Source organism: Bradyrhizobium agreste, from assembly GCF_016031625.1.
Classification (GTDB): Bacteria; Pseudomonadota; Alphaproteobacteria; order Rhizobiales; family Xanthobacteraceae; genus Bradyrhizobium; species Bradyrhizobium agreste.
The window spans coordinates 178,144-202,052 of the sequence record NZ_JACCHP010000001.1; the positions used below are offsets into that span (position 1 = coordinate 178,144).

Genomic DNA, 23,909 nt, shown 5'->3' on the forward strand with positions numbered 1-23,909 from the left:
GCCGAGGGCGAAGGTCACTGATTCTGTCCTACGACGAATTTCATAAACAAATCTCAACCGTTCGGTAGTTCTTGTCTCTAGGACAACTTGTCACGCAACGGCTCCGCGGACCAAAAACTCACGCCGCATCGGCATAGAGCTGCCGGTCCTTGCGTTTGCCTTCTTGCGGTTCGCAATTAGATCGAAAATCAAAAGCCATTGCGTCATCGTTGTCGTCATCATGAGATCGACGCCTGATCCAGCGACAAGCGCTAATGATAGGAAGCGCCTACCTAGACCTAACAGTAAAAATGAGATCTGAGGGTAGCTGGGGTAAGAACCCGGAGCGACGCCGTGAATGCGCACTGCAGCGACATCTTAATGCCGCTCGTTCTCGTCGCCGCTAGGCATGCACTATGAAAGCGCATGGAATCATGCTGTTGCCTCAACTCTAGGGACGGACGTCCCGAGCATTTGTCCTTTCTCATTCCCGTGTGTGATCAACCGCGAATTGCGAGGAGGCGGCATAGCTATACTGAATTCGAATGGGATTTTGGAGACGGGGACGTTGGTCATATTCAGGCCGATGGCACGTGCCCTTGAACGCCGAGAAATCTATGCGCCCGCCGTTTATGTGACGAGTGCTACTACCGAGGAGTGGGCTGCACGGGTGTAGCGAACAGCACCCTTGCTCACAAAGCCGTTCGCACCGGAGCAGCTTGTGACCGCGATTACTCAAATAATGTCCCACCCCCTGACTCGCTCGTGTTCGCAGCCATGCTTGGTGCGGCGGAGCTCGACGGTTCTTGATCAGACCGGATCTAGCGGCGCATGGGCATCGGGACCGCCCGCTTGCGGGAGCTCTTGTTTGTCCACCCCAAACCAGTCAGTACGCCGTAGCTCCTTCTCGATTGCCCGCATAGCCTCCTCAATCGACAAGACAATACCGCTCAGTGTGTTCAGCACGTCGATTTTCATGTTGGGATAAGTAGGCTTACTGAAGTCGAATTCGATATGCCTACCAATGGCCGGTTTTTCTGGCTGATCCTTCGCGATCCGAGCTATGTACCCGGCGTTTTCTTGATACCGGTAGTAAGCGACTGTAATTGTCTCCGCTTCAGCTGGCGTCAGCAGGCCAAGGTTCTCGATATTCTCAATGTAGATCTTGAAGCTCTCGACCAATGGCACCCAAGTGAAATTGTTGTTCTCAATGTAAGCGATCTCTTCCTTTATGACGCGAGCCAAGCTCTTTAGCTCTGCCCAAAGAGATATGCGCAACACCTGGCGCCTATTGTCGCGCAAGCGCTGCTCCGTCTTCTCTGCTTGTCTTGCATTCCATCGAAGCCCAACAATGACTCCGCCGAAGCCAAAAAGGGCAGTAACTACTGCCGCGAACAGCGGAATCGCGGATTGCCAAGCCGAAATATTGCTTGGTTGAGTATCAGCAATCAGTGCGACGGCCAACGTAACGAATGAAAGAGGTTGCATGACAAGCTCGCTTGGAGAAGATGCCGCGCCTCATGCACTGGAGGTTACTGCAAATCGCCCGTCACGAATATACAACCCATTGTATATGCGTTGTCGCCCCTCCTCTGCAAATAACCTGCCACTCGCGCTGCGTCCCGCCGGCGCGATGCGCGATACCGATTGTTGCACGATCGCCTTTGGAACGGCCCCGCCATCATTGCCCCGTCGGCAACTCCTCACGTCTACAATGAATCTCACGTCGAGAGATGATGCTGAGCATGAATCCAGCAATTTCGATCCTCATGCTAGAGTCATATTGCTCATCGGCAATCGCGGCCGATCCTGCATTGGTTTTTGAAACATATGTCGGCTGATTTCGATCCAACAATCGACCTGCTAACCGTTGCTGAAGTGGCAGAGCTACTAAAACTATCAGTGCCGAGCATGCGGAGAATGCAACAGCGCCAGCTAATTCCCTTCATCAAAGTCGGTGGCAGCGTTCGTTTCACCAGAAGCGACATCGTCTCATACCTGGTGAAAAGACGGGTCAAAACGATCGACTAAGAAAGATATGGCCGTACGAAAGATAAAACAATCATGGTGGGTACATCTCCGAGCTGACTAAATGCGCTACAGAAAACGGAGCCCAGAGAACTCGCGGACTGGCGCGCTGGCGTTTGAGGCAACCCTCCGACAGAGACTAGCGCGGGGCGAATCGATCCATCGAGCAACGGACAATAAGAGAGTTTCGTTCGAGGAGTTCGCCTGGAAATGGTTTGACGAGTATGGCCAAGCGAAAATCTCGCAAGAAGACGACCATAAAAGAGAGTGCAACGACAACGACCAGGAGAGCGAGGGCCGCCACGACACCACGGTATGCGTGCACGCCGACTGCAGACGAAAAACAATGCATTCGCTATGAATTACAACCCAGACACTCGTCAGTTTAATCGCAATCGCACCATCGTCTCTTGCGACACGTGTACTAACTTTTTGGATTGATCCATTTTCTCTTCGGCACGCTTCCTTAATCGTGCTCAGCTAGTTTGAAAACAGGACATTCGCAACACTTCGGCTCAATTTCCAAGGACGCTAGCCGTGTGCACGCGGCTTAGTCATTGGCACAGGAACCCAGCGACACTGGCCTCTTCGCAGCCTCAAATATTTAGTCGATCCTGATTAGCAGTGCCGTTTCCCGCTTAATGGATAAGCTGTTCTAGTACGCTATCAGAAATCAAGGTTTGCCGTGCACCGCCGACTCCAAGGCGCTCGCCCCGTGCACAGCGACTCGTCGCTTGCTGCGAGTGTTAGGAATACGCAGACCTTCCGCAGGCTTTCGGTGTTCGCTGCGATGGCCGACGCGATCTTCGCGCGCGAAGCGGGCGCTCTTTGCGTGCGAACCGAATTGCTCACTTACAACTCCCTTCTTCTTCGTGATCACGTAGCCGCCTCTTGTCATGCTGAATGGCTTTCGGAGCAGGCCAAGATGATCAAATTTGGTCCCCGGCGGGTGCTTGAATGGCTCAAACCAGGCCGGATGTACGAAGTTCGACATGGGAACGCCATCCACGGGAAAAGTATCTTCCTCGACGGGGTCGCTCATTTCATAGGCGTACTCGGTGCCGTCTGCCGCTTCCGCCCAAAGGTTCGCGAGCGGGTCAATCACCATTTCAAACAGTTCGTGCGAGGCAGTAACACTGACCAATTGGTGATTCGCCAGGGTGGTCTTGACGAACACTTTGGAAACGGGCTGTCCCTTCTTTGTGAGCTCGTGATAGCCGAGCGCACCGGCCGCATCGGCATCGTCGAAATAAATAAACTGCCAATCAGAAGGTTTCGCCGCGTCGGTGTTGTACAGCTTTACCGGGTAGCCCCAAACTGGAAGAAAGTAGTTGTCGTAGCACTTCTGAAGTGCACGCGTTAGCTTTTCAAACGGCACACCCAGATCGACGGTTGCCTTATTGATGCAGGCAATACTCACTTGGCCGCCCTGTCCAGCCTGAGCTCCACGAATCACTTTCATGATTGTCCTCCCTCAGCTGCGCGCCAGCCAGCCTGGCGCTCACTACATCCTATCGCTTTCGCAATCTCGCGGAGTGAACTGGGTCACAGGTTGCGATATAAATAACTCACCGCCTAACGCGAGCGGGCCAGCGGACCGTCCTTTCCATCGGATCTCTCCCAAACCGCAGGTCCCAGACCTATCCCATTGTGAGGTTGACCAACAAAGCTTGACGAACCGTCGGCGGGACAATCTGCTAAGTTAGGCAAACGCGTTCGGCAGTCCGCTGCAGTGGGCAGCTCTATGGGGCATTTCTTTCATCCATCGTCATCTGGCAGTCCGTTTTGCGACCGCGTCACCGCTGGCTTTGCGGGTCGAGAAGCAGAAGTCGCGGAGCGTTGCACATTTGCAACCCGCGCGGCCGCTCAAGAGAGTAAGCTGGTCGACCGGAATGACGAAAACATACTTCGTTTCTACTTCGAACGATAAACGGGGGCGAAAAGTGTTTGATGTCTATCGCAATGGCAAACGTGACTTTCTCGTTCTAAGCACAGGCTCCGCGATACCTGGGGCTTGTTCTGCAAATAAGTGGCGTAAGAGCAGAAAGCGAATTCTCAAAGTAAGCGACGAGATTAGGTCAACGGTTCAGCGACAAGGATATTACGTTCGGAGCTTGCCGGTCACGAAGAAGAGGTGATTTGGTTCGGTGCTTCGGACGGGTGGTTTTTGCATCTCGAAAACCACCACCCAGCCGGCCGCTTTGCTCTCGCTTTCCGGGCGTCGTCCGCTACTTGCTAACATGCAGCCGGCGCCTCTGCTTTGCCGAATTTCGATAGTGCTCAGGACGCAACCCGCATACCACGATGCCTCCTGCTCGCGACCCTATAACTGTTTGTCAACCGCTTTGGCGTAAGTTCTTGCTTGTATGGTCGGAGTGGCCATGCTTGTTGGATTAGTCCGAATCGGCCTGTTCTCGTACTTGCGTATAGCTGAATTTTTCATCGTTCCTTTTGATCACTTTCGGCACCGCCGCCGAACCAAATAGAGATCTGCGACGATGTCGTCGGTGCTTGAATTTCGCCAGCCGCGCCACGCGAAGTCTAAGACAAGCCACTCGCGCCAGACACTGCCTGAGGTTCTGGCGAACGTCGCTACTCTGCTGTCGCAAGTTCAAGCTCTCGACATCCAAACAGCGGATGACGTCCGTCAGGTAATCTTCATTCTCGAACTCGCGAATAGCTGCATCCGGCTGCTCATCCAGCAGACCAAACTGGATGAAGCGACCATAACGAGTTTGCTCGCCGAGGCGGCGATGATTGATGTGCGTATTGCTGAGGCGAGAAGGGATACGACGCATTTATTTGGAGAGAATGATTTGAAGTTGAGGATTGCGGCTCATGGAGAACAACCGAAAGGCGCACCGTGTTCGGTTTGAACACAAGCACATCGTAAGCATCATGGGTGTCGATGGAACGTGGCGACGAAGCTGCATCCTCATCGACGCCTCTGTGACCGGGGCTAAGCTTGAAGTCGAGGGCTCAACAGACCCGCTAAAAGCACAGGAATTCTTTCTGGTGCTGTCCTCCACTGGCTTGGCATTTCGACGTTGCGAGCTGATCTGGGTGGATGGGTCTCACGTCGGAGTTCAATTCGTCACCGCAAAGACAAAGGCCAAGACGAATGCAGGGAAACGTCTCGTCAGCTCACAATGACGTTGTCGCACGCCCAGCATGAAAACACCAAAAGCCAAAGCAGGAGGTTCGGCGCTTAGCCAGGCTCGCTCGCCAAGGAGTTGGCGCATCGAAAATCGCCGCCGAACTGGGCCGCCACGCTGGTTCGGTGAGACGGATTGCGCGGACGATCGGAGTGCTGCTGAAGAAGTAGCGCCCCTCGCGGCGCACCTCCGTAACTTTACGGAGTGCGCGTGCAAGATGTTTAGCGTCTACTCGCGACCCGGTTGTGACCAGCTCACTTTTGGACAATGGCCCATGAGCGTTAAGGCCCTAATGGCGACGATCCTTCAGGACGAACTGGCATCGCGCGGCGTGCATTCATTGACCCCCTCTGACTATGAAGCGATCGTCGAGCAGCTAGTCGAGCAGCTCAATGAGCTAGAGGTTAATTTGGCTGCTCGCGAGCTGACCAGCAAGCAACCGCCAAAGTAGCCTCGCCGCCGCGCATTCGAAATCAGCCAACAGCGCGGCCTCGATCGCAGGGTTTGGCGGTGTCTCTCAGAATGAGCCGTCAGTATTGCGATTGCGGATGCATCCTAGCGCTTCGACAACCGCAAGCAAGCTTACGCTGATCGTCCCTACGCCGAAGCCGACTGAATGCTGTCGGCGCCGTTCATTGCGCTACCGCGAAGCGGGACAGATGGAGCCGTGAACCATCCCAGACGGCTGGACAGCTTGATCCGCTAGCCTTCAGGTCAGGTGAGTTTTAATGTTCGAAGCTTGAAACTAGAGAGTTTCTGCTGGGGTTTGTTTCGACGCAGCAAAGAAGAAACGCCAGGAGGAGGAAAACATGAACCAGCTAAATCGGTCATTGAGCAGGAGCGCAGTTTTAGGTGGCAGCGTCGCTGCTGGTCTTCTCGCGCTCTCCACTACGGGCGCCTCGGCTGCCATTGCGTGTAGCGGAGACGTTTGCTGGCGTGTTCACGCTCCCTATCTCTACGCGCCGTCTCCGACAATAGTCATCCATCCTGACCATTGGCGGCCCCCCACTCCAACAATCGTCATTCGCGAGCACTGGCGTCCGGTCGAGCGCTTCACGCGGGAGTACATCGTGCGGGAGTATGGCAGCTTCGATGATCCCGAATGGTAACCAAGTCGCATAAGGCAGACTGGCAGCCCCGGCATGTAAGCTTGGGCAGCGCTCTAATAAGCGCTGCCCACAAGACCAACGTATTCGATCCCCGAACATAAAGAGCAGAGACAGATCTGAACCAGCGCCCCGGTTTGACCGACAGATTGTTTTTGAACCTGCATAAACACCGCGTTCCGCAAGCTCGCGTTGATATCTGAAAGCGCGCTTCCCGACGCTCTCGAGCGAAAGCTGATGCGCCGCCATGCGGAGCTTAGTTGCGCGGCTGCTCAGCTGCCACGGCGTCTGAGTGGAGTTGCTCATGAGTACTGAGCGGAATCCCCACCGCACCGCGATCCTGTTGTTCGCGATTGCAGTGACAGTCGCAGCCTTCGCGGCATTCGTCACGACGTTTGAGCGGGTTGGGACCATCATGGCTAATGGCGAGACTGCCTCCGGCACCACCGGTTTGGCCAAGCCTCGGCCGCCTCTGGACCGCCCACGGGCCCACCCAGCGGTGGGAAAGTAGGCTCCTCACGCGTCGATACCGGCCGCGGGTGCGTTGTGCTGCGCATAAGACCCGCGGCGTTACCTAAGTGACCCGGACTTTCGAACGAAAGCCGACCCGAAAGACAAACCGAAAGGAACGTGCAACGAGCACCCTTGTCGTGTTTGCCAGACCCCTTCGACGTTCACGCTATCGTCTTTTGGGGGTTGTATGTTCCTACCTCCGATTGCATACTTTTCCTGTTATCGCCTGCATGTCGTTTTCAATAATGATTGTTCGAGGCAGTAATGAGTAATCGAGGTCAGGTTTACAACTATTCGGCTATTCTGCGCGAACGGGTCGAGGGGCTCATCGCTCTATTTGGGGAACTGCAGACGCTCCGGCGTCGCCTGCGCGCCGCTAACGCGAGACGGATCGGCAGGGGTCGGCGCATCTCGAAGGCTGCCCGGAAAAGGAGAGTTCTTCAGCAGCCGTAACTACCGTTCAATGCGACAATTGCTTCGGCGTCTATGCGAAGACGCATCCGGTCGCTTTACGACACCCGCATCTGCACGCATTGCCCGTGCAATCCGAAACATTGGAGCAACAGTTTCCCGGCACTTTCACCAGCGCGCGATTCGCAATTTGCGTCGTGCGCGCGACTCAGACCTGCTCTCTGTACGAAGCACGAAGCACGAAGCACGCAGACTGTAGGGGGAGCGGGGAATGATTGTGCGGGCGGGGCCATTGCTATCTTGCTGCTGGTGCCGCTGGGGTCCGACGCCTTCACTTCGCGTCACCACAGGCCCACAACACGCATCTCTTGCAGCGAGGTCAGATACTACGTCGCGAAGTATTCGGCACCAATGGCTGAGATGTACGCTCGTAATCACGGGGCTACCGACGCACAGATCGAACGGGCGCGACGTTGCTTGGCGTCAAACGAGGCTGCCGAAACCGGGCGACCACGCGCTTATACCGATTAAACTGTGACAACAATCCCATCAGTTGCTGATTTATTGTACTTTTCTGTCCGGCGCAGCTCCAGGTCTCGGGATCGCAGCGCCAAGGTCAGCGGCCTGCGGCTTGAGACGAAAAATTGACGGAGCACAGCCTAGCGCTTGAGGAGGGAACGCTTGATCCGGAGAGCAAAAGCTCCGGTCGTCGGGATTGCGCCGAGAAGGCTCGGATTCCTAGAGAGACTGCCGTCTTTGGCCATCCGAGTCGTGAGACCTTTGGCTATCCGCGACAGGCGCCGTAGTTTAACGGCAGGTGATCGTGATGGGTGCGCCGAGTATCGTTCCTCCGGCCTTCCATCGAGCGCCGAACTACACGATCCGCAAGAGTGAGGCTGGCCCCGTCCGCAATCCGCAACGCGCAGGACGTCGAGCCATGGCGCCTTCTAGAGCAGGCCTCCCGGCAGTCTCGTCGGTCCGGTTGGCCGCCGCCAAGGGCTTCGGCCAGGAACAGTGAGACCGTCGTGCGGTTGACTCCGGAAGACAACACCCGGGAGGTCAACATGACCATGGAAGATCGCGAGACGTTCAGTCTCATCGGAAGCGACAAGGTCGAGGGCACGAACGTGTACGGGGCCGACGGCGAAAAGGTCGGCTACATCGAACGCGTCATGATCGACAAGGTCAGCGGCAAGGTGTCGTATGCGGTGCTCAGCTTCGGCGGTCTGCTCGGCATTGGCGACGATCACTACCCGCTGCCCTGGCAGGCGCTGAAATACGACACCAACCTCGGCGGCTACGTCACCGGCATCACCCAGGACCAGCTCCGCAGCGCCCCGAAATACGCCGACGAGAGCACGTGGAATTGGAGCGACCCCGCGACCACGCGCTCCGTGAACGCCTACTACGGTGTGCCGGTGGCTTGAGGCTTGGAAGTGGGCAATGCCGTTAGTGTCCTGGTCGTGGAGGATGAAGCGCTGATCTGCAGCTTCATCGAGGAGGCCTTGCTCGAGGGTGGTTTCGAGGCCTGCTCGGTCCATTCGGGCGAGGCTGCCATGTCAACCTTTCGCAACGGCCGCGAGGGGTGTCGGGCGCTGCTCACGGACATCAACCTGGGTGACGGCATCAGCGGATGGGAGTTGGCGCGGCAGATCAGAGAAATCACGCCTGATTTTCCCGTGCTCTACGTGACGAGCGCCAGCGCGCCGGACTGGGAATCGCGGGGCGTCAATGGCAGTGTCCTGATCCAGAAGCCCTTTGCGCCGGCGCAATTGGCCGCCGCCATCTCGCAGCTGCTCGGTGGCGCAACATCGTCGGATTGATCGGGGATCGTTTGGAAACCGCGCTTCGCAGGCCGAAAGCGTCCCCGGTGTCAGGATTCGCCGGAGCCAGAGAAGAGAACCGTCGGCGGGGTTGCGCGCGGAGGCGGCGATGATCGTCCGCGGCTGGATCCGGGTTTGCTCTTGAGATCGTACCTTTGGGCCAGATCGAGAAGCCGCCGCCTGGTGAACGGGTCAGCTTTCTCCGCCAAATCCCGCGCCCGCTGCGCGAAGTCGCTATAGAACTCTTCCATGACGCCACCCCACAACATCACTCGAGCGCCGATCTTCGATCGTCGGCGAGGCTCACGTCAAGAGATTGCTTGTGCCCGCCTTGCAAACGGCACTAGGCTGATGGGCGCGGGGGAAGTCAAATGTCGATGCTCCACCTTATCCGTGCCCGCACTGCGGACGGCCGATGAAGCTTGTCAGCGACGAGGCTGCCAGAGGCGGGGAGCGCTACGTCTGCCCCGATTGCGACGACGATCCGCTACACGATCCCCCCGCCCGGCAGTGGGTGGACGGCCCGCTGCGACCGCCGGCGAAATAGGGTCCAGAAAAAATCCGCTCGCCCGACCCGGGCCCCACAGCGTCGGGACTGGCAGGTTCGTCGTGGGCGCACCACCTCGTTCGTAGATGGCAAACGTCGGGAGGCGCGATGTCGACGGTCGCAAAGCTGCTCGCCCGGAAGCAGGCGCTGCTGGAGCGGCTGGAGAGCGAGCCGGGCCCGAACGAGCGCGAGGAAATCCAGGCGCTGCTCGCCCAGATCGAGACGGCGCTGAAGCTGCTTGAACCGCAAGACGTCGCCGGTCTCGAGCGACGAATGAACCGAAGCCGAGCCCGTTAAAACGTGTTCAGTACGGCACCTTGCCGAACTGCCGGATCAGCTTTGCATCGCCGAATTTAATGGATCTCCGGTCCGGGAGTACGGGACCGCGACTGCCAGCGCCTGGAGAGCCACATCGTCGAGCTGGATGGCGCCGCGGAATCTTCCCTGCGATTTCGATCTGATGTGTAGGAGTGGGGTATTTGTTCCCGGCCATTCCGCCAACCTTCCTTGCTGGCCTCCAGAAATGCTGCACGTGCCAAAGGAACGCGGATCCGCAGCGGGCAGTTTGATTCCCATGAACAGGCTGTCTCTGCTGGTGCTGCAGCACCGGCTTCCATGGTTCGTACGACATCTCATCTCGGCCTGCATCATGCTGGTGTGCGCCGTGCTGCAGATGGGACTGCAGATTCAGACCGGTGCTCCCGGCTACTTCCTGTTGCTCCCCGGCGTGTTTCTGTCCGGACTGATCTTCGACCGCGGCTCTGGAATCCTGGCGGCGGTAATCGCCGTCGGCGTGGGGGCCTACATCAGCTATGCTGGCGGATACGGCGTCAACTATCTGGCGACAAACGCGCTGTTCGCGATCACGGCGGCCGGGACGGCAGTCGTTGCCGAATTCCAGCGGGTCGAGCTCAAGCGCGTCATGCAGGCGGACAAGACCAAGACCGTGCTGCTGCAGGAGATGGCGCATCGGACGAAGAACAACCTCGCCATTCTGGGCTCGATGATCAGGCTCGAGGCCAGGAACGGAGGCCCCGAGGTCGCTGCGGCGCTCGAGGCCACGGCGCGGCGGCTGCAGGTCATGGCGGAGGTCTATAGCCATCTCTCGCCCAGGCAGGATTCGCGGGTCGTCGACATGCGATACTTTCTCACAGACCTGGTCGAAAAGGTGTTCCAGTCCTTGGCGCCATCCGGCCCGATCGCATTCAAGGTCGTCTGCGACGACATCGCTCTATCACATCATCAGGCCTTGGCCATCGGGATGATCGCGAACGAGCTCGTCACGAACTGCCTCAAGTACGCCTTTCCCGACAACCGGGCCGGTCATGTTGTCGTAGCCCTCGCGAACGGCAAGGGTGTGGAACTTTCGGTGAGCGACAACGGCGTCGGTCTGCCGAGCGCGGGCACTCCGGAAGGATTGGGCTCACGCATCATCTCGCTGCTGATCCAGCAACTCGAGGGCGAGATATCGTACCAGCGGCTCGATCCCGGTCTGCGTGTGGTGCTGCGGGCACATCCTCGCCAGTCTTGATCCGGGTGGCGACAGGCGATTCGCTTGAAATCGAGCTCTCGCCAAGACGATTGGAACTCGCCGTTGGCAAGCAGCGTCTGCTTTGGAGATTGCTAATGCTTCCAGCGAGGTCCCGAAGCTGAGAGCAGATCTCGAGCAGGCCGAATCGCGGTCGGTCGACCGGCCATTCGCTTAGAGGCAGGTCAGTCGGGCGCCTGGCCTCCAGGGCACCATGGGGCCGTACGGCCGCGGCGCCTTCGCACTTGCAGCACGGTTAAGCTCAAAGACACCATGCGCCTTTACGTGCCGTTCGACACTCGGCCCTAGCTTGTTGATCGGCAAGGGGACTTCCTCATGGGCTTACTCTCGGGAATGCGCGGTGCCTTCTCCATCGGCAGCACCACCGACCCGCTCGGTCGTTCGTTGCTCGTCGAGCAATTCCGCGTGCTGCGGAAGCAAATCCCGGTTCTCTACGCCGTGCTGCTGGTCGACAGCATCAGCGTTGGGCTCGTGCTCCCGGCAACGGTGTCGCCATGGCTGCGATTTGCCCTGCCCGCCGCACTCCTAGCCGTCTGTCTCCTCCGACTGATCCAGTGGCTGCGTTTGAAGGGCAAAGAGTTCACCCCTGAGGCGGCGTTCCGTCAACTCGGCCGAACCCGCCTCGTCGCGAGCCTGCTCAACGCCGGATTCGTGCTCTGGATTCTGGCGCTGTTCGGCGTCGTGGATCCGAACCTCCGTGCGCCGGTGGCGCTGCTCGTCTTCATGGGCTGCGTGGGCTCTGCGTATTGCCTCGGCAGCTTCCCGCCGGCGTCGCGCCTGACCATGCTGATCGCCGGCACCCCGGTCGCAACGGTGCTGCTGATCTCTGGTGACGGGATGATGATCTCGCTTGGGATCAATCTGCTGCTGCTGCTCGTTCTGCTCGGCCGGATGATCAACACCAACTTCCGGTCGTTCGTTCAGATGGTCCGAGCTCAAGCCAGACTGGCCGAAGAAGGCGTGCGTGCGAGGGCCGCGGAGCAGACCGCGACGGCCTTTGCTGAGCGTTTCGACACAGCGCTGAACAATATGTCCCACGGACTTTGCTTTTTCGACGAGGATCAGCGCCTGATCGTCTGCAATCGGCAGTATCTGGAGATCTATGATCTCGACCCGGAAATGGTGCGGCCGGGCATGAGGCTGAACGATATCGTCGATCTGCGCTATTCGGTCGGCAGCGCACCGAAGATGTCCAAGCAGGAGTACCTGGTCTGGCGCAACAGCGCTCCGATCATCGCCCGGCAATCGGACACCACGGTGGAGCTGGTCAACGGGCGCATCGTCCGCATTCGGCATCGCCCCATGGAGGGCAATGGCTGGGTCGCGACCCACGAGGACATCACCGAGCGTTACCGGACCGAGGCGGCGCTTGCCGAGGCTAAGGCGGCGGCTGAGCGGGCCGAGGCCGCCGCACGCGCTGCCCACACCCACCTCACCGAGGCGCTCGACGTCGTCCCCGAAGGGCTTGCGGTGTTCGATAAGGATGATCGGCTGGTTCTCTGGAACCGGCAATACGCCGATTTCTATGCCGCCAGCGAGGAGGCCCTTGCGGCCGGTGCGCCTTTCGAAAGCATCCTCAGAGTCGGTCTCGCGCAAGGACAGTACCCCGAGGCGGTGGGATACGAGGAGGAGTGGCTCGCCGAGCGCATGGCTCGTCACGCATTGCCGCGGCACTCTCACGAACAGCATCTGGCCGGTGACCGGTGGATCCGCGTCGAGGAGAGACGGACCGTCGACGGCGGCAGCATCGGCGTCAGGATCGACATTACCGACCTGAAGCGGCGCGAGGCGTCCTTCCGCCTTCTCTTCGAAGAGAATCCACTTCCGATGTGGGTGGCCGACGCGAAGACGCGGCAGGTGCTTGCCGTGAATGGCGCGATGTGCCGGCATTACGGCTACCGGCGCGACGAGCTGCTCGCCATGACCGAGCCGCAGCTCTGTTGCGGCGAGCCGGACGACTGGGCGGAGCGCGACTTCGAGCTGCACCGGACCGCATGCGGCGAGGTGATCCAGGTCGCGATCGAGTCCCGGCCGCTCCTCTACGATGGGCGCGCCGCCCACGTCAGCGTCGCCTTCGACGTCACCGACCGCAATCGGACCCAGGAGAAGATCAGTTATTTGGCGTCCCATGACGCCCTGACCGAATTGCCCAACAGGGCTGCGCTGGACCGGCATCTGGTCGCCGCGATCGAACGGGCGCAGGTCACCGGCAGCGACTTTGCGGTGCTCTGCATTGATCTCGATCATTTCAAGGAGATCAACGATCTGTTCGGCCACGCCGTTGGCGACGCCGTGCTGCGGGAAGCCTCGCGACGTCTGCAAGACGCCGCGCAAGGTTCTTATGTGGCGAGAATCGGGGGCGACGAGTTCATCGGCATCACCGATCATCTGCCGTTGCCGGCGAGCGCGGAACTGCTGGCGACGAGGATGCGGGCCGCCTTCGAACGCCCGATCGAAGTCGAGGGGCGCGCCCTGAACGTCGATCTCTGCATCGGCGTGGCGGCGTTTCCACGGGACGCGCAGGATGCCGTCTCGCTGCTGGCGAACGCCGATGCCGCCCTCTATCGAGCCAAGCACGAGGGCCGAGGCGCGATCCGCCTGTTCACGAGCGCCATGGACCAGCAGCTTCGCGAACGGCGCGCCGTCGAGCACGACCTGCGGTTCGCGGTGGAGCGCGGCGAGCTCCATCTTGATTACCAGCCGCAGCGGCACCGGGACGGCCACATCAGCGGATACGAGGCGCTCGTCCGCTGGCGCCACCCTGTCCGCGGGATCGTCCCTCCCGCCGAATTCATTCCGGTCGCGGAGCGGAGCGGCTCGATCGCGCAGATCGACGACTGGGTGCTGATGGAAGCGTGCCGGCAGGCGGCTTCCTGGGCCGAACCTCTCCGGGTCGCAGTCAATGTCTCGGCAGCGCAGTTCCGCCGGGACAACCTCGATGTGCAGGTCTGCAAGGCACTGCGGGAGAGCGGGCTGCCGCCGTCCCGCCTGGAGCTTGAGATCACTGAAGGGGTCTTCATCGAGGACATCTCGCGCGCCAAGCGGGCGATGCAGGCGCTCAAGCAACTCGGCATATCGATTGCGCTCGACGATTTCGGCACGGGCTATTCCTCCTTATCGTACATCGAGGCTTTTCCTCTGGACCGGATCAAGATCGATCGGTCGTTCGTCGCCCGGCTCGGGCAGAGCGAGCGGTCGCTGGCGATCGTCCGGGCCGTGATCGGCCTGGCCCACGGGCTCGGCGTGCCGGTGCTGGCCGAGGGCATCGAGACCGACGCTCAGATGTCGCTTCTCCTGCAGGAGGGATGCGACGAGATGCAGGGCTACTTGATCGGCCGGCCTCGAAGCCAGACCGGCCTCAAGAAAAGCAAGACGCTCCAGCTTCGGGCGGTGTCGTAGACGGCGAGTGCTCGGCATCCCTCCCCACCCCCGGAGCTGAGGTCTTTTTTGTCGCCTGTGTACATTTTTGTACAAAGCACCGGAACGCAGTCCGGGTTTCTGACTCATCAATGGGGTCTTGATGGGATAAAGAGACGTGCCGCGTTACACCTCCTTCGCCCGAAAGGCGGCAGCCACGCTGCTGCGAATGGCAAAAACAACCAAGGACCCGCAGGTTGCATCGGGATTGATTCAGCGAGCGGCCGACCTGAAGGACCGCATGGGCGAGTTACCCCCGGTTGACGTTGAGGTGGTCGCCGCGGAGCCAAAGAAGCCACTGACGAAGAACTGAGGCCGCCCCAGTTCATTCGGACTCATGTGGAAAGAAAAATGACCCGAGCTCCAGGGGGGATGAAGCTGAGGCCGATTGGGGATGCCCGGGTGCGAACCGAACATCGACGAAGAAAAGAAGAAAATAAGAGTACGCGCCATAGGGGGCGTGGCCGATGCCGTAGCCTTAGCGGAGGTCACGGCCCGGGAGATCAGGCTCTATTGAGGAAAGACGGGGCTTAGCCAAACTCTTCCGCCCCTCCCCGACGAACGAGCGCCTGGAGGGAATGGTTTAGATGCGAGAAAGACACACATACACCCCGGTCGGAGTTTGCAGAACTATCCGAATCTCGTGCCCTCAGCTGTCAGGTTAGAGCGCCGGGACTCGCACGACGAACTACCACGAAGGACTGCGTCGCAAGCGTTCACGCCCTAGGGGGTCGAGATCAATCCACGAGCTGTTGCAACTATCCAACGGTTACCCCAACGCACGATGGAATCGATCCGCCCGACGCCGGGGACCACGTCACCCCGTGCTGCCATTCGAATCCCCTCGGGCCCTTCAAGCACCGCCGTTCCGCCGCGAACGTCAAGCACTGCCCAACCTGCAATCGTCGTTGGTCGTGTCTCGGGGGCTGACAGGAGCGGTCCCATAGGCGCCAGCGAGCCCGTCGCAGACACGTCGGCCTCGACAACCGAAGAAGCTGGGTTCGAAGCTTCCGCCGATTGTGTCGCACTCGACGCTGTGGCCAGAGGCTTCGGAGCAACGATTGCGACGACTGTAGAGGGTTGGCCCAAAGCAGGCGATGTTCGCGAGCCTGACGCTGTCCTTCGCACGCTTTCAGCCTTACCGCCTGACTTTGCGTCCGCCATGCGGTGCGAGCCGGTTTCTCTCTGAGCGATTGGGTTTAAAGCCGAGACGGTCGCAGGGCCGTACCAAGCACCAGCCCATCCCAATCCAAAACCTCCAGCCAATGCGGCCCCGACGAGCCAAATAGTGCGCTTTGGAGGACCGCTTTGCGCCAATAACGCCATGATCTCATCGCGATTGGAGGTCGAGAAATCCGATTGGTCGAGAGTGACGGGCCAGGTCGTCAGCCTGCCATTGCCGTGATCCGCCACCGCCTCGATCCCTTCCAAGGTATGGGCATGGTGCAATTGCATGCTGGGGCCCCTTGTGGTCCCCAATGATTATGCCGGGAGCTAAACCAACTCTTAACGGCCGGTGCCGTCAGCACGAATAAGAGCGAAGTGGATCGCGCAAGAAACTAAACGCGTGCTAACTGGCGCTCACCCTGAAGCTCGACCAAATGGCGGCCGGACTGTGTTTTGCGACCGCGAGCTGGGCGGCACGTTCGACCCAGATCTCACATCAGGAGCACAATGAATCCGCCGGGCCGCCGGATTTGAGCCACATGGCGGCCCATGTCGCCGCGAAGGGTCGTGCCTTGGGCGGGCGCAACACCGGGAGTTTTCGATGTCCGGTTATTTGCGATGGTGCTTCGTCAGTCTGATTCTTGTTGCAGCTTTTGCCACGGCACCGGCGTCCTCCAATCCTCTTGCGGGCATCTTCAATACGGCTGCGCCCCAAGTTGCGGCACCCTCTCCACCGCAAGCGGAATGCTTGGGGCGCGCCGGCGACTCGACCCCCGACGGGCAGCATTGGGTCTATCGAAGGGATGGGCACCGCAAATGCTGGTTCCTGAGCGAGGGTATTGCGAAGGTGAAGAAGACCGCTCGTCGCGCGCCCAAAGCTAGCACCGCAAGTTTGGTCGAGAACGGGCGCGTGCGGCCGCAGCAAAGCGCGGTTATTGATGCGCGGGCGGAGTTGCTGCGCTCCGCACCGGCCGAGCCGTCTCAGCTGCCTCATCCGGAAGTCAAGGTGGCTGATGCTGCCTCTGATCTCGGTACAAGCACCGCCCGGCCGTCGGCAGCCCTCGTTACGCAGCACAGTCACCGGCCCACGCCCTTCATAGCGAGCCAAGATCAAGTCAACCTTGAGCAACTTCTCGCGGCCACGCCGGCCAACGATGTGGTGACCTCGTCCGAACCTCCGACTCCGTCGATCGGCGCGTTCGTGCTCACCGCAGGAGCTCGCAACGAAACGCCGAGCCGGACGGCAACTTGGCTCGGCGTACTGCTGATGATGCTTGGGATGCTCTCCATCTTGAGCTCGAGCCGCTCGCTTCGGCACGCGGTCAGATTACGCTACTGAGGCGCGCTGCACTGGGCAGGGATACCTTACGCATCGTCGGGATCGAAGAGGTTCAGGCGCTGGTATAGCCGAATTGCCACACGTACAAACGTTTCTCGCGCCTGCGCTTACTTTGGCGCTGCCTTAAACGAGCATTCGACTACGATGGCTGTTCCCCTTAGGAGGGACTGCCATCGTGCGGTACAGAGTGTTCGTGGTGGACAGCAGCCGGCAAGTGATCTGCGCGGCAAAGCTCGACTGCATCGACGAGCAGGCTGCGAGACGTCGAGCCGAACAAATGCGTGGCGAGCACGACGTCGAGCTTTGGGAAGGCGATCGGCTCGTCGCGGTGTTTCAAGGCGCAAGGTCCGACGAAAATCGAAGCGACCGCTTGTCCTGAGTAGAAGGCCTGTCTCGCCGCCGGGTCAGGCTATACCACACTCGCTGATCGGACGCCCTCGCGCTGCTGAGTCTGTTTGTTAGCGCGAAACCAGTCAGTACCCTCCAACTCGTGTTCAGTTGCCCCTATGGCATCTGTAAGAGATACGAGGATACCTCGAAGTGTGTCCAGCACGTCGTTTTTCATATTGGGGTAAGTAGGTTTACTGAAATCAAATTCGATGTGCCTACCGATGGCCGGCTTATCTGGCTGATCCTTTGCTATCCGAGCTAAGTATCCGGCGTTTTCTTGGTACCGATAGTAAGCTACTGTAATCTTCTCGGCCTCGGTAGGCGTGAGCAGGCCTAGGTTCTCGATATTTTCGATGTAGATCTTGAAGCTCTCAACCAACGGAATCCAGGAGAAAGTGTTCTTTTCAATGTAGCTAATCTCTCTTCTTCTATGACGTGAGCCAAACTGCTCAGCTCCGCCCAAAGAGATATGCGCAACACTTCACGCTTGTTTCTACGCAAGCGCTGCTCCGTCTTCTCTGCTTGCTTGGCATTCCATCTGAGCCCAACAAGCACCCCAATGAAGCCGAAAAGGGCAGTTACTATAGCTGCGAACAGCGGGATGGCGGCTTGCCACGCTGAAATGTTGGTCGGTTGAGGATCAGCGACGAGAACAATCGACAGCGGGATGATCAAGAGAGGCTGCATGACAAGCTCGCTTGAAAGAATGCCGCGCCTTGGAGGCGATAGAAGTTCGTCCTGCTGTACGAATATACAAGTCCCGCAAGGCGCAGCGAAGGCAGCCCGACGGGTCCGCTCGACAGTCGCTTAGCGACGCATTCGGAGCTAATGGACGTCTCGGTCTAGCTCTCGCAGCAGTCGATGCAGGAAGTCGCTGGCGTGGTTATATTGTGCGCCGCCGTCCAGTATCTGATGAGCGAGCGGTGACACTATATTGCCAACGGCTTCAGGGCCAATCAGCTCAGTCCGTGATGACCACAATTCCAACAGCCCGTCGGGAATGTGTTCGCTCGATCCAAATAGATTGAGGAGCCGGCTTTCGGCGACATCGTTATGATCATGATGGGCCTTAGCCGCGTAAAAGGCGAACAACCCACGAAAGGCGTCACGGGAAACGGAAGGCTTAGCCATCGCAATGTCCCCCACAGAATCCTTAAAATGAATTTACAAATCTGGAGCTGAACGGAAGCTATTCCCTCGAAATCCTCACACGAAGAGGATTCTACGGCAGACCGGGGAAAATCGGCAATCCTTTAATCCATGTTAAACGTGGCTCACTGCCCGTGGCTTTTGGCATACCGCAACCTGGCTTTGTTCATTTTTCATAAAGTTAGCGTGTAGCCAAACAACCTGCCGCTCAGGTCGCTGGCGATGCGCTGAAATCCTGGCTAACCGAGCAAGGCTTCACCGTCGTCGGCGAAAGTCCCGGCGGTACCGGAATATATGCCAAGGCCACGGTCGGTCAGATCGAACAAAGTCTCGGCGTTCACATGGTGAAGGTTACAAAACAAGGAATCACCTACACCGCCGCGCAGAATGCGCCCAACCTTCCCATATCGGTCGGCGCGCCAGTCTATGCCATCATTGGCTTGCAGCCATTCCGTCACGCTTACAAGCACATGGCCCGCAAGCTTGTTCACGGCAATCGCGTCACTCTAGATCGACACGGGTTGCCCTCGCCAAATATCGCCAATTCACCGCCGTATCTCGTCGCCGAGGTTCTCCATGCGTACAACGTGGGCGCATTGGGCGTCACCGGCGCGGTCCAGACAATTGCGATATTGATCGATACGTTTCCGAACGATCATTAGCGAATTTTGGAAAGCGAACGGCATTGCCGTTGATCTGGCGAGGATCGGCAAGATCAAAGTGGGCGCTGGCCATTTGCCAGCTCCCGAAAGGGAGGAGACGCTGGACGTCTCCTGGACCAGCAGGATCGCTCCGGGGCGAAGATTAAGATCTACGCGACCGGTTCGCTTCAATTTGTGGCCCTCGACCGGGCGCTTGACCGGATCATTGCTGACGCATCCACGGATCCAAGCCTGAGACAATTGTCGATCAGCCTCGGACTAGGGGGCACTTCATGCGAGGCCCAAATGGTGAGGTGGCGACACAGCATCAGAAATTCCTGAGGCTCGCGGCAATGGGCGTAAACATCTTCGTGTCGAGCGGTGACGCCGGATCCAATCCGAGCGTCGGCGGGCACACCGCCAATGGCCCCCTTCAGGCGGAGTATGCAGCCTCAGATACGGCCGTCGTCGCGGTCGGCGGGACAAGTTTGAGGCTAGCACCAGCCGACGGGGCTGTTGCACATGAGGAGGGCTGGGCGGGAAGTGGTGGCGGGGACAGCGTCTTCTTCGATCGCCCCGCTTGGCAGACGGGCAAAGGCGTGCCGCTGGGAGCAAAAGGTCCGTTCCTGGCGTGAGAGCCGCTGCCGATCCCAATGAAGGGGCGTTTCTGATCCTGCACCGGCAGCCCACCGGAATTGGCGGGACAAGCTGGTCCGCGCCGATTTGGGCTGGCTTCTGTGCCCTCATCAATGAGGCGCGCCAAAAAGCGGATTACGCGCGCTTCCTTATTTGAACCCACTCATCTATCCACTCAATGGCACCGGATGCTTCCGAGACATCACCGTCGGCAGCAATGGCGAGTTTAGAGCCAGTACCGGTTATGACCGTGTCACCGACCTGGGTGCGCCGGACGTCGAGGCATTAGCCACCGCGTTGACGCAAGCACCCAACGCTTCGAGGCAGGCGCCGGTTGCACGCTTACGGCCCAGGCTGTGTGAAAACGCTCTGTCTGAAGTGATTCGCGCGCTAAGATTCCTGGCGATTTTGCGGGGCATCTGATGAAGCGCTTTGTCGAAGGTTTGGATCGCGACCAGAGCACACTGTTTCCGGCATCGCTGGACGATTATGTGAGCGAGGATAACCCGGTGCGAGCAGTCGACGTGTTCGTCGACGGTCTCGATCTCGACAGGCTTGGGTTCGTGGGTGTCCAGCCACTGGAGACCGGCCGACCCAGCTATCACCCCAGCACTATGCTCAAGCTCTACGTCTACGGCTATCTTAATCGGATTCCGTCGAGCCGGCGCCTGGAGCGGGAATGCCAGCGCAACATCGAGATGATCTGGTTGACCGGGCAACTGGCGCCGGACTTCAAGACCATTGCGGACTTCCGAAGGGACAATGGCAAGGCCATTCGTGAGGTCTGTCGCGAGTTCGTCGCGCTATGCCGCAAGCTTGATCTGTTCGGTGCAGCGAGCGTCGCGATTGATGGATCAAAGTTCAAGGCTGTCAATGCACGGGACAAGAACTTCACCGAAGCCAAGATGAAGAGGCGTTTTGAGCGGATCGATGAGAGCATTGCCCGCTACCTCTCACAGCTTGAAACCGCCGATCGCCACGGCGATGCGGTGCCGGAGGCGAAGGTTGAGCGGTTGAAAGGCAAGATCGAAAAGCTCACGCAAGAGATCGTTCGGCTCAACGCGATCAACGCGGAGATGATGAAGAGCGAGGACAAGCAGATCTCGCTCTCCGATCCTGACGCCCGCTCGATGGCGACAAGTGGCAAGGACACCGGCATTGTCGGCTACAATGTGCAGATTGCAGTTGATACGCAGCATCATCTCATTGTGGCCCATGAGGTGACCAACGTGGGCAGCGATCGACACCAGCTCACGAACATGGCCAGGCAGGCGCGTGACGAGATGGTTGTCGAGGCGATCGATGCCGTTGCTGACCGCGGCTACTACGATGGTGAAGAGATTCGTGCCTGCGAGGAGGCTGGCATCACGGTCACATTGCCAAAACCGCTGACCTCAGGAGCAAAGGCCGCAGGCCGTTTTGGCAAGCAGGACTTCATCTATGTCGCGGCTGAGGACATCTATCGCTGCCCTGCCGGTGAACGGCTGACGTACCACTTCACCGGCTACGAGGACGGTAAGATGCTGCGCCGTTACTGGACGACCGCTTGCCAAACCTGCGCGCTCAAAGCTCAGTGCACGACTGGTCCTGAACGGCGCATCGCGCGTTGGGAGCACGAGGCTGTGCTGGAGAAGGTTCAGCAGCGGCTCGACCAAGACCCCAACAAGATGACCTTGCGCCGGCAGACCGCGGAGCATCCGTTCGGGACCATAAAGGCCTGGATGGGTGCGACGCACTTCCTGATGCGAAGACAGCACAAGGTTGCGACCGAGATGGCGCTCAATGTGCTCGCCTACAATATGAAGCGTGTCATAGCGATTCTGGGTTGCCGAACACTGTTGGAGGCGATGCGAACGTAAGGGATATTTGTCGCCAGATCGGCGGCATTCGGGTTCAGAAGCTTCTGGCTGTTCATCGGGCTGCGCAAATCAAGCCGCGAAGCCGATGCCGGACTTTCGATCTGCCCCAAAAGAGGTTCTCACACAGCCTGGGGCAGAAGCGGACATCAGCCCGCCGACAATCCCATTGAAACCGTCGAAAACTGACCCTGAGCCGTCATTCACAGGCAGCACGCTACTGCTTAAAACCGACGCGGTTCAAGTCTCCGCAACGTTCGGTGATCAACCATCCGTCGATGCCTCCGGCAGCTTGATGTCCGTGATGAGAACGTCGGCGATAAAACGTCCTTTGGAGACTCAACGCGCGGAGGGCTGATTGTTCTCAAACTGACGCCGTTGAGCATAGATCTGGAAGATCGCTAGCTAGACGTTTGTTGGTTGGAGTTGCTACCTAAAATCATCTCGACATCGCAGGACGCGCGATTGATCTCGGTTTATGCGGAGCTCCAACAATCCACGGGTTTGGAACGCCTCATCACAATGCCTGTTGACCTTCAGAAATGAAGTCGCCCCCTATTTTCTTGGAGCGTCAGATGAGCAAACGCAAACCTGCGACAGCGCTGAAGCGCGCCCGCAATCCTAAATTGGCCGCGCGGGCCCAACGGAACAAGCAGGCCATTGTTCGAAGCCAGAAAGAGGATTTACTTCGCTCTGTTGCGGCAGTCCCGATTGAGCCGCCTCTTGGGCTTCATGATGATCCTAAAGAGCCTCGGGTGGATGCCTTACCCGATGACCTCAGTCAGAGAATGACGGGTAGCGATCCAATGAAAGGCTTTGCTTTAGCGACCGCAAACATGCAGGCGTATCAAGCGAAGCTTCTTGAGATTGCCGGGGCCAACGCGCAATTAGCTTTTGAATTCGGCCTCAGACTTGCGTCGATCAGGTCACCAACTGAATTTTTCGGCGTCATTACGGAGTTTACAAACAGGCGGTTCGATATGTTCGGGCAGCATTCGAAAGAACTGGCGGCATATCCGTTCTGGCGCATCAATCCGCCCCGAGAGCTCACGGCTCTGCCGGGATGATAACTGGCGGCAAAGGATGGACGCAAACTCGGATCACGCACGCGCCGATCACGGTTGGTTGCTGTCGGCTGGGGAGCGCGGCTCACAACGAGGGAGTGGAATCAGTGCCTGCCATCGGCGAATAGGTTGACACCATGTCCACAACTGAAACCGTGCTGCTGATCGTTTTGGCCGGACTTGTCGTTCTGATCCTCGCCAACATCGCGTTTCAGGTGGCAGCGGAGCGAAACAATCCCCCGATCGGCGTCTTTACCGATTGCGACGGCGTCCGCCTTCACCATATCGAACGGGGCGATGCCGCCGCGCCTTGCGTGGTCCTGTTTCATGGGAATGGCACCATGGTTCAGGATCTCGTCCTAAGCGGTTTGGTCGACCGCCTAGCCCAGAACTATCGCGTCGTTTGCTTCGACCGTCCAGGGTTTGGCTACAGCCAGCGTCCGCGCACACGCATCTGGACGGCCACAAGGCAAGCTGCCTTGTTCGCGCAGGCTCTTGATCAGCTTGGGGTGCGCAACCCCGTGGTGCTTGGCCACTCCTGGGGAACGCTGGTGGCGATCGCGCTGGCGCTGCGAAGCGGCTATGCCGTGAGTGGGCTGGTGCTTGTGTCCGGCTACTATTTTCCAACCGCTCGGACTGACTTTTGGCTCATGTCAGCTCCGGCACTGCCGCTGCTCGGCGATCTGATGCGCTACACTATCTCGCCGATCATATCGCGCGCCATTATGCCGAAGCTGATGCGCACCTTGTTCGCGCCGCGCGCCATCCCGCCGGAATTCAAGAACGAATTTCCGATCTCGTTGGCTCTCCGACCCAAGCAGTTGAGGGCGGCCGCCGAGGAGAGTGCGTTCCTTATTCCAGCTGCTGCGCAGCTGCGGCTTCAATATCGGGGTATCCGGTGTCCAGTTAGGATCGTGCATGGAAAGGCTGACCGGCTCATCGAGGCCGACCAGTCGCGCCGCCTCCACGCGGTGTTGCCCAGCTCCCTGCTTCATCTGGTCGAGGATGCCGGTCACATGGTTACCTATGCAGATGCGGCGGGAATAGCGGATGCCGTGGCGGCGCTGGCGCCAACCGCACCGGTGAGGACCGCATAGGCTTTCTTGTTGCATTGCGGGCGTCCGGAAGTGGCCCATCGC

The 23,909-nt window shown here is 58.9% G+C and carries 23 protein-coding genes; 18 read left to right on the forward strand and 5 right to left on the reverse strand.

The window, feature by feature from the left end:
* Positions 1-789: 789 nt before the first annotated feature.
* Positions 790-1,467, reverse strand: coding sequence for a hypothetical protein (locus HZZ13_RS00650; RefSeq protein WP_197957767.1), 678 nt, complete (start codon positions 1,465-1,467; stop codon positions 790-792).
* Between the two features lie 342 nt (positions 1,468-1,809).
* Between HZZ13_RS00650 and HZZ13_RS37545 the strand changes: the two genes are divergently transcribed.
* The gene (locus HZZ13_RS37545) at positions 1,810-2,010 is read left to right on the forward strand and encodes a helix-turn-helix domain-containing protein (protein WP_197957768.1); all 201 of its coding nucleotides are present in this window, start codon (positions 1,810-1,812) and stop codon (positions 2,008-2,010) included.
* Positions 2,011-2,680: 670 nt separating this feature from the next.
* On the opposite strand, the gene HZZ13_RS00660 is transcribed toward HZZ13_RS37545, so the two are convergent.
* Positions 2,681-3,469 (reverse strand): hypothetical protein, encoded by a 789-nt coding sequence (locus HZZ13_RS00660; RefSeq protein WP_197957769.1) that lies wholly within the window; start codon positions 3,467-3,469, stop codon positions 2,681-2,683.
* A 481-nt stretch (positions 3,470-3,950) separates the two neighbouring features.
* Here HZZ13_RS00660 and HZZ13_RS36540 point away from each other — a divergent pair, with 481 nt between their 5' ends.
* From HZZ13_RS36540 to HZZ13_RS00685, 7 genes are all read left to right on the forward strand, one after another.
* On the forward strand, positions 3,951-4,145 hold the full coding sequence (locus tag HZZ13_RS36540) for a hypothetical protein (protein WP_311972588.1): 195 nt from the start codon (positions 3,951-3,953) through the stop codon (positions 4,143-4,145).
* A gap of 360 nt (positions 4,146-4,505) precedes the next feature.
* Positions 4,506-4,883, forward strand: coding sequence for a hypothetical protein (locus HZZ13_RS00665; protein WP_197957770.1), 378 nt, complete (start codon positions 4,506-4,508; stop codon positions 4,881-4,883).
* Complete coding sequence (locus HZZ13_RS00670; protein ID WP_197957771.1) at positions 4,846-5,160, forward strand: PilZ domain-containing protein; 315 nt, start codon at positions 4,846-4,848, stop codon at positions 5,158-5,160. Before HZZ13_RS00665 ends, HZZ13_RS00670 begins: the two co-directional genes overlap by 38 nt.
* A gap of 276 nt (positions 5,161-5,436) precedes the next feature.
* Positions 5,437-5,613: a hypothetical protein gene (locus HZZ13_RS00675; RefSeq protein WP_197957772.1), complete on the forward strand. Its 177-nt coding sequence runs from the start codon at positions 5,437-5,439 to the stop codon at positions 5,611-5,613.
* 1,894 nt (positions 5,614-7,507) lie between these two features.
* A complete protein-coding gene (locus tag HZZ13_RS36545; RefSeq protein WP_246504267.1) occupies positions 7,508-7,723 on the forward strand; it encodes a hypothetical protein in 216 nt (71 codons plus the stop codon).
* 533 nt (positions 7,724-8,256) lie between these two features.
* Complete coding sequence (locus HZZ13_RS00680; protein WP_197957773.1) at positions 8,257-8,619, forward strand: PRC-barrel domain-containing protein; 363 nt, start codon at positions 8,257-8,259, stop codon at positions 8,617-8,619.
* A 9-nt stretch (positions 8,620-8,628) separates the two neighbouring features.
* Entirely contained in the window at positions 8,629-9,015 is a 387-nt protein-coding gene (locus tag HZZ13_RS00685) for a response regulator (RefSeq protein ID WP_197958076.1), read from the forward strand.
* A gap of 50 nt (positions 9,016-9,065) precedes the next feature.
* Here the strand turns inward: HZZ13_RS00685 and HZZ13_RS36550 are convergent, their stop codons facing one another.
* Entirely contained in the window at positions 9,066-9,266 is a 201-nt protein-coding gene (locus tag HZZ13_RS36550; protein WP_246504228.1) for a hypothetical protein, read from the reverse strand.
* Positions 9,267-9,670: 404 nt separating this feature from the next.
* Between HZZ13_RS36550 and HZZ13_RS00690 the strand changes: the two genes are divergently transcribed.
* The 6 genes from HZZ13_RS00690 (at position 9,671) to HZZ13_RS00715 (ending at position 17,413) form a co-directional block, all read left to right on the forward strand.
* The gene (locus HZZ13_RS00690) at positions 9,671-9,859 is read left to right on the forward strand and encodes a hypothetical protein (RefSeq protein WP_197957774.1); all 189 of its coding nucleotides are present in this window, start codon (positions 9,671-9,673) and stop codon (positions 9,857-9,859) included.
* 226 nt (positions 9,860-10,085) lie between these two features.
* Entirely contained in the window at positions 10,086-11,093 is a 1,008-nt protein-coding gene (locus HZZ13_RS36555) for a sensor histidine kinase (protein WP_246504229.1), read from the forward strand.
* A gap of 333 nt (positions 11,094-11,426) precedes the next feature.
* A complete protein-coding gene (locus HZZ13_RS00700; RefSeq protein ID WP_197957775.1) occupies positions 11,427-14,510 on the forward strand; it encodes an EAL domain-containing protein in 3,084 nt (1,027 codons plus the stop codon).
* A gap of 136 nt (positions 14,511-14,646) precedes the next feature.
* Complete coding sequence (locus tag HZZ13_RS00705) at positions 14,647-14,841, forward strand: hypothetical protein (protein WP_197958113.1); 195 nt, start codon at positions 14,647-14,649, stop codon at positions 14,839-14,841.
* 1,455 nt (positions 14,842-16,296) lie between these two features.
* The gene (locus tag HZZ13_RS00710) at positions 16,297-17,034 is read left to right on the forward strand and encodes a hypothetical protein (RefSeq protein WP_197957776.1); all 738 of its coding nucleotides are present in this window, start codon (positions 16,297-16,299) and stop codon (positions 17,032-17,034) included.
* A 187-nt stretch (positions 17,035-17,221) separates the two neighbouring features.
* Positions 17,222-17,413 (forward strand): hypothetical protein, encoded by a 192-nt coding sequence (locus HZZ13_RS00715; protein ID WP_311972573.1) that lies wholly within the window; start codon positions 17,222-17,224, stop codon positions 17,411-17,413.
* Between the two features lie 344 nt (positions 17,414-17,757).
* Here HZZ13_RS00715 and HZZ13_RS00720 read toward each other — a convergent pair whose 3' ends face one another.
* The gene (locus HZZ13_RS00720; protein ID WP_197957778.1) at positions 17,758-18,111 is read right to left on the reverse strand and encodes a hypothetical protein; all 354 of its coding nucleotides are present in this window, start codon (positions 18,109-18,111) and stop codon (positions 17,758-17,760) included.
* 138 nt (positions 18,112-18,249) lie between these two features.
* Positions 18,250-18,555 (reverse strand): hypothetical protein, encoded by a 306-nt coding sequence (locus HZZ13_RS00725; protein ID WP_197957779.1) that lies wholly within the window; start codon positions 18,553-18,555, stop codon positions 18,250-18,252.
* A gap of 245 nt (positions 18,556-18,800) precedes the next feature.
* Between HZZ13_RS00725 and HZZ13_RS00730 the strand changes: the two genes are divergently transcribed.
* The 4 genes from HZZ13_RS00730 to HZZ13_RS00745 all read left to right on the forward strand — a co-directional run bounded on the left by HZZ13_RS00730 (position 18,801) and on the right by HZZ13_RS00745 (position 23,867).
* Positions 18,801-19,235 (forward strand): protease pro-enzyme activation domain-containing protein, encoded by a 435-nt coding sequence (locus HZZ13_RS00730; RefSeq protein WP_197958077.1) that lies wholly within the window; start codon positions 18,801-18,803, stop codon positions 19,233-19,235.
* Between the two features lie 1,037 nt (positions 19,236-20,272).
* A complete protein-coding gene (locus HZZ13_RS00735; RefSeq protein ID WP_197957780.1) occupies positions 20,273-21,709 on the forward strand; it encodes an IS1182 family transposase in 1,437 nt (478 codons plus the stop codon).
* A 572-nt stretch (positions 21,710-22,281) separates the two neighbouring features.
* Positions 22,282-22,773 (forward strand): phasin family protein, encoded by a 492-nt coding sequence (locus tag HZZ13_RS00740; RefSeq protein WP_027577596.1) that lies wholly within the window; start codon positions 22,282-22,284, stop codon positions 22,771-22,773.
* Between the two features lie 134 nt (positions 22,774-22,907).
* The gene (locus HZZ13_RS00745; RefSeq protein WP_197957781.1) at positions 22,908-23,867 is read left to right on the forward strand and encodes an alpha/beta fold hydrolase; all 960 of its coding nucleotides are present in this window, start codon (positions 22,908-22,910) and stop codon (positions 23,865-23,867) included.
* The last annotated feature ends 42 nt before the right edge of the window (positions 23,868-23,909 follow it).

Excerpts from the sequence above, each read along its gene's own strand:
- HZZ13_RS00650 (WP_197957767.1), bottom strand. The coding sequence starts at position 1,467 with ATGCAACCTCTTTCATTCGTTACGTTGGCCGTCGCACTGATTGCTGAT.
- HZZ13_RS37545 (WP_197957768.1), top strand. The coding sequence starts at position 1,810 with ATGTCGGCTGATTTCGATCCAACAATCGACCTGCTAACCGTTGCTGAA.
- HZZ13_RS00660 (WP_197957769.1), bottom strand. The coding sequence starts at position 3,469 with ATGAAAGTGATTCGTGGAGCTCAGGCTGGACAGGGCGGCCAAGTGAGT.
- HZZ13_RS00665 (WP_197957770.1), top strand. The coding sequence starts at position 4,506 with ATGTCGTCGGTGCTTGAATTTCGCCAGCCGCGCCACGCGAAGTCTAAG.
- HZZ13_RS00670 (WP_197957771.1), top strand. The coding sequence starts at position 4,846 with ATGGAGAACAACCGAAAGGCGCACCGTGTTCGGTTTGAACACAAGCAC.
- HZZ13_RS00675 (WP_197957772.1), top strand. The coding sequence starts at position 5,437 with ATGAGCGTTAAGGCCCTAATGGCGACGATCCTTCAGGACGAACTGGCA.
- HZZ13_RS00680 (WP_197957773.1), top strand. The coding sequence starts at position 8,257 with ATGACCATGGAAGATCGCGAGACGTTCAGTCTCATCGGAAGCGACAAG.
- HZZ13_RS36550 (WP_246504228.1), bottom strand. The coding sequence starts at position 9,266 with ATGGAAGAGTTCTATAGCGACTTCGCGCAGCGGGCGCGGGATTTGGCG.
- HZZ13_RS00690 (WP_197957774.1), top strand. The coding sequence starts at position 9,671 with ATGTCGACGGTCGCAAAGCTGCTCGCCCGGAAGCAGGCGCTGCTGGAG.
- HZZ13_RS36555 (WP_246504229.1), top strand. The coding sequence starts at position 10,086 with ATGCTGCACGTGCCAAAGGAACGCGGATCCGCAGCGGGCAGTTTGATT.
- HZZ13_RS00700 (WP_197957775.1), top strand. The coding sequence starts at position 11,427 with ATGGGCTTACTCTCGGGAATGCGCGGTGCCTTCTCCATCGGCAGCACC.
- HZZ13_RS00710 (WP_197957776.1), top strand. The coding sequence starts at position 16,297 with ATGTCCGGTTATTTGCGATGGTGCTTCGTCAGTCTGATTCTTGTTGCA.
- HZZ13_RS00720 (WP_197957778.1), bottom strand. The coding sequence starts at position 18,111 with ATGCAGCCTCTCTTGATCATCCCGCTGTCGATTGTTCTCGTCGCTGAT.
- HZZ13_RS00725 (WP_197957779.1), bottom strand. The coding sequence starts at position 18,555 with ATGGCTAAGCCTTCCGTTTCCCGTGACGCCTTTCGTGGGTTGTTCGCC.
- HZZ13_RS00735 (WP_197957780.1), top strand. The coding sequence starts at position 20,273 with ATGAAGCGCTTTGTCGAAGGTTTGGATCGCGACCAGAGCACACTGTTT.
- HZZ13_RS00740 (WP_027577596.1), top strand. The coding sequence starts at position 22,282 with ATGAGCAAACGCAAACCTGCGACAGCGCTGAAGCGCGCCCGCAATCCT.
- HZZ13_RS00745 (WP_197957781.1), top strand. The coding sequence starts at position 22,908 with ATGTCCACAACTGAAACCGTGCTGCTGATCGTTTTGGCCGGACTTGTC.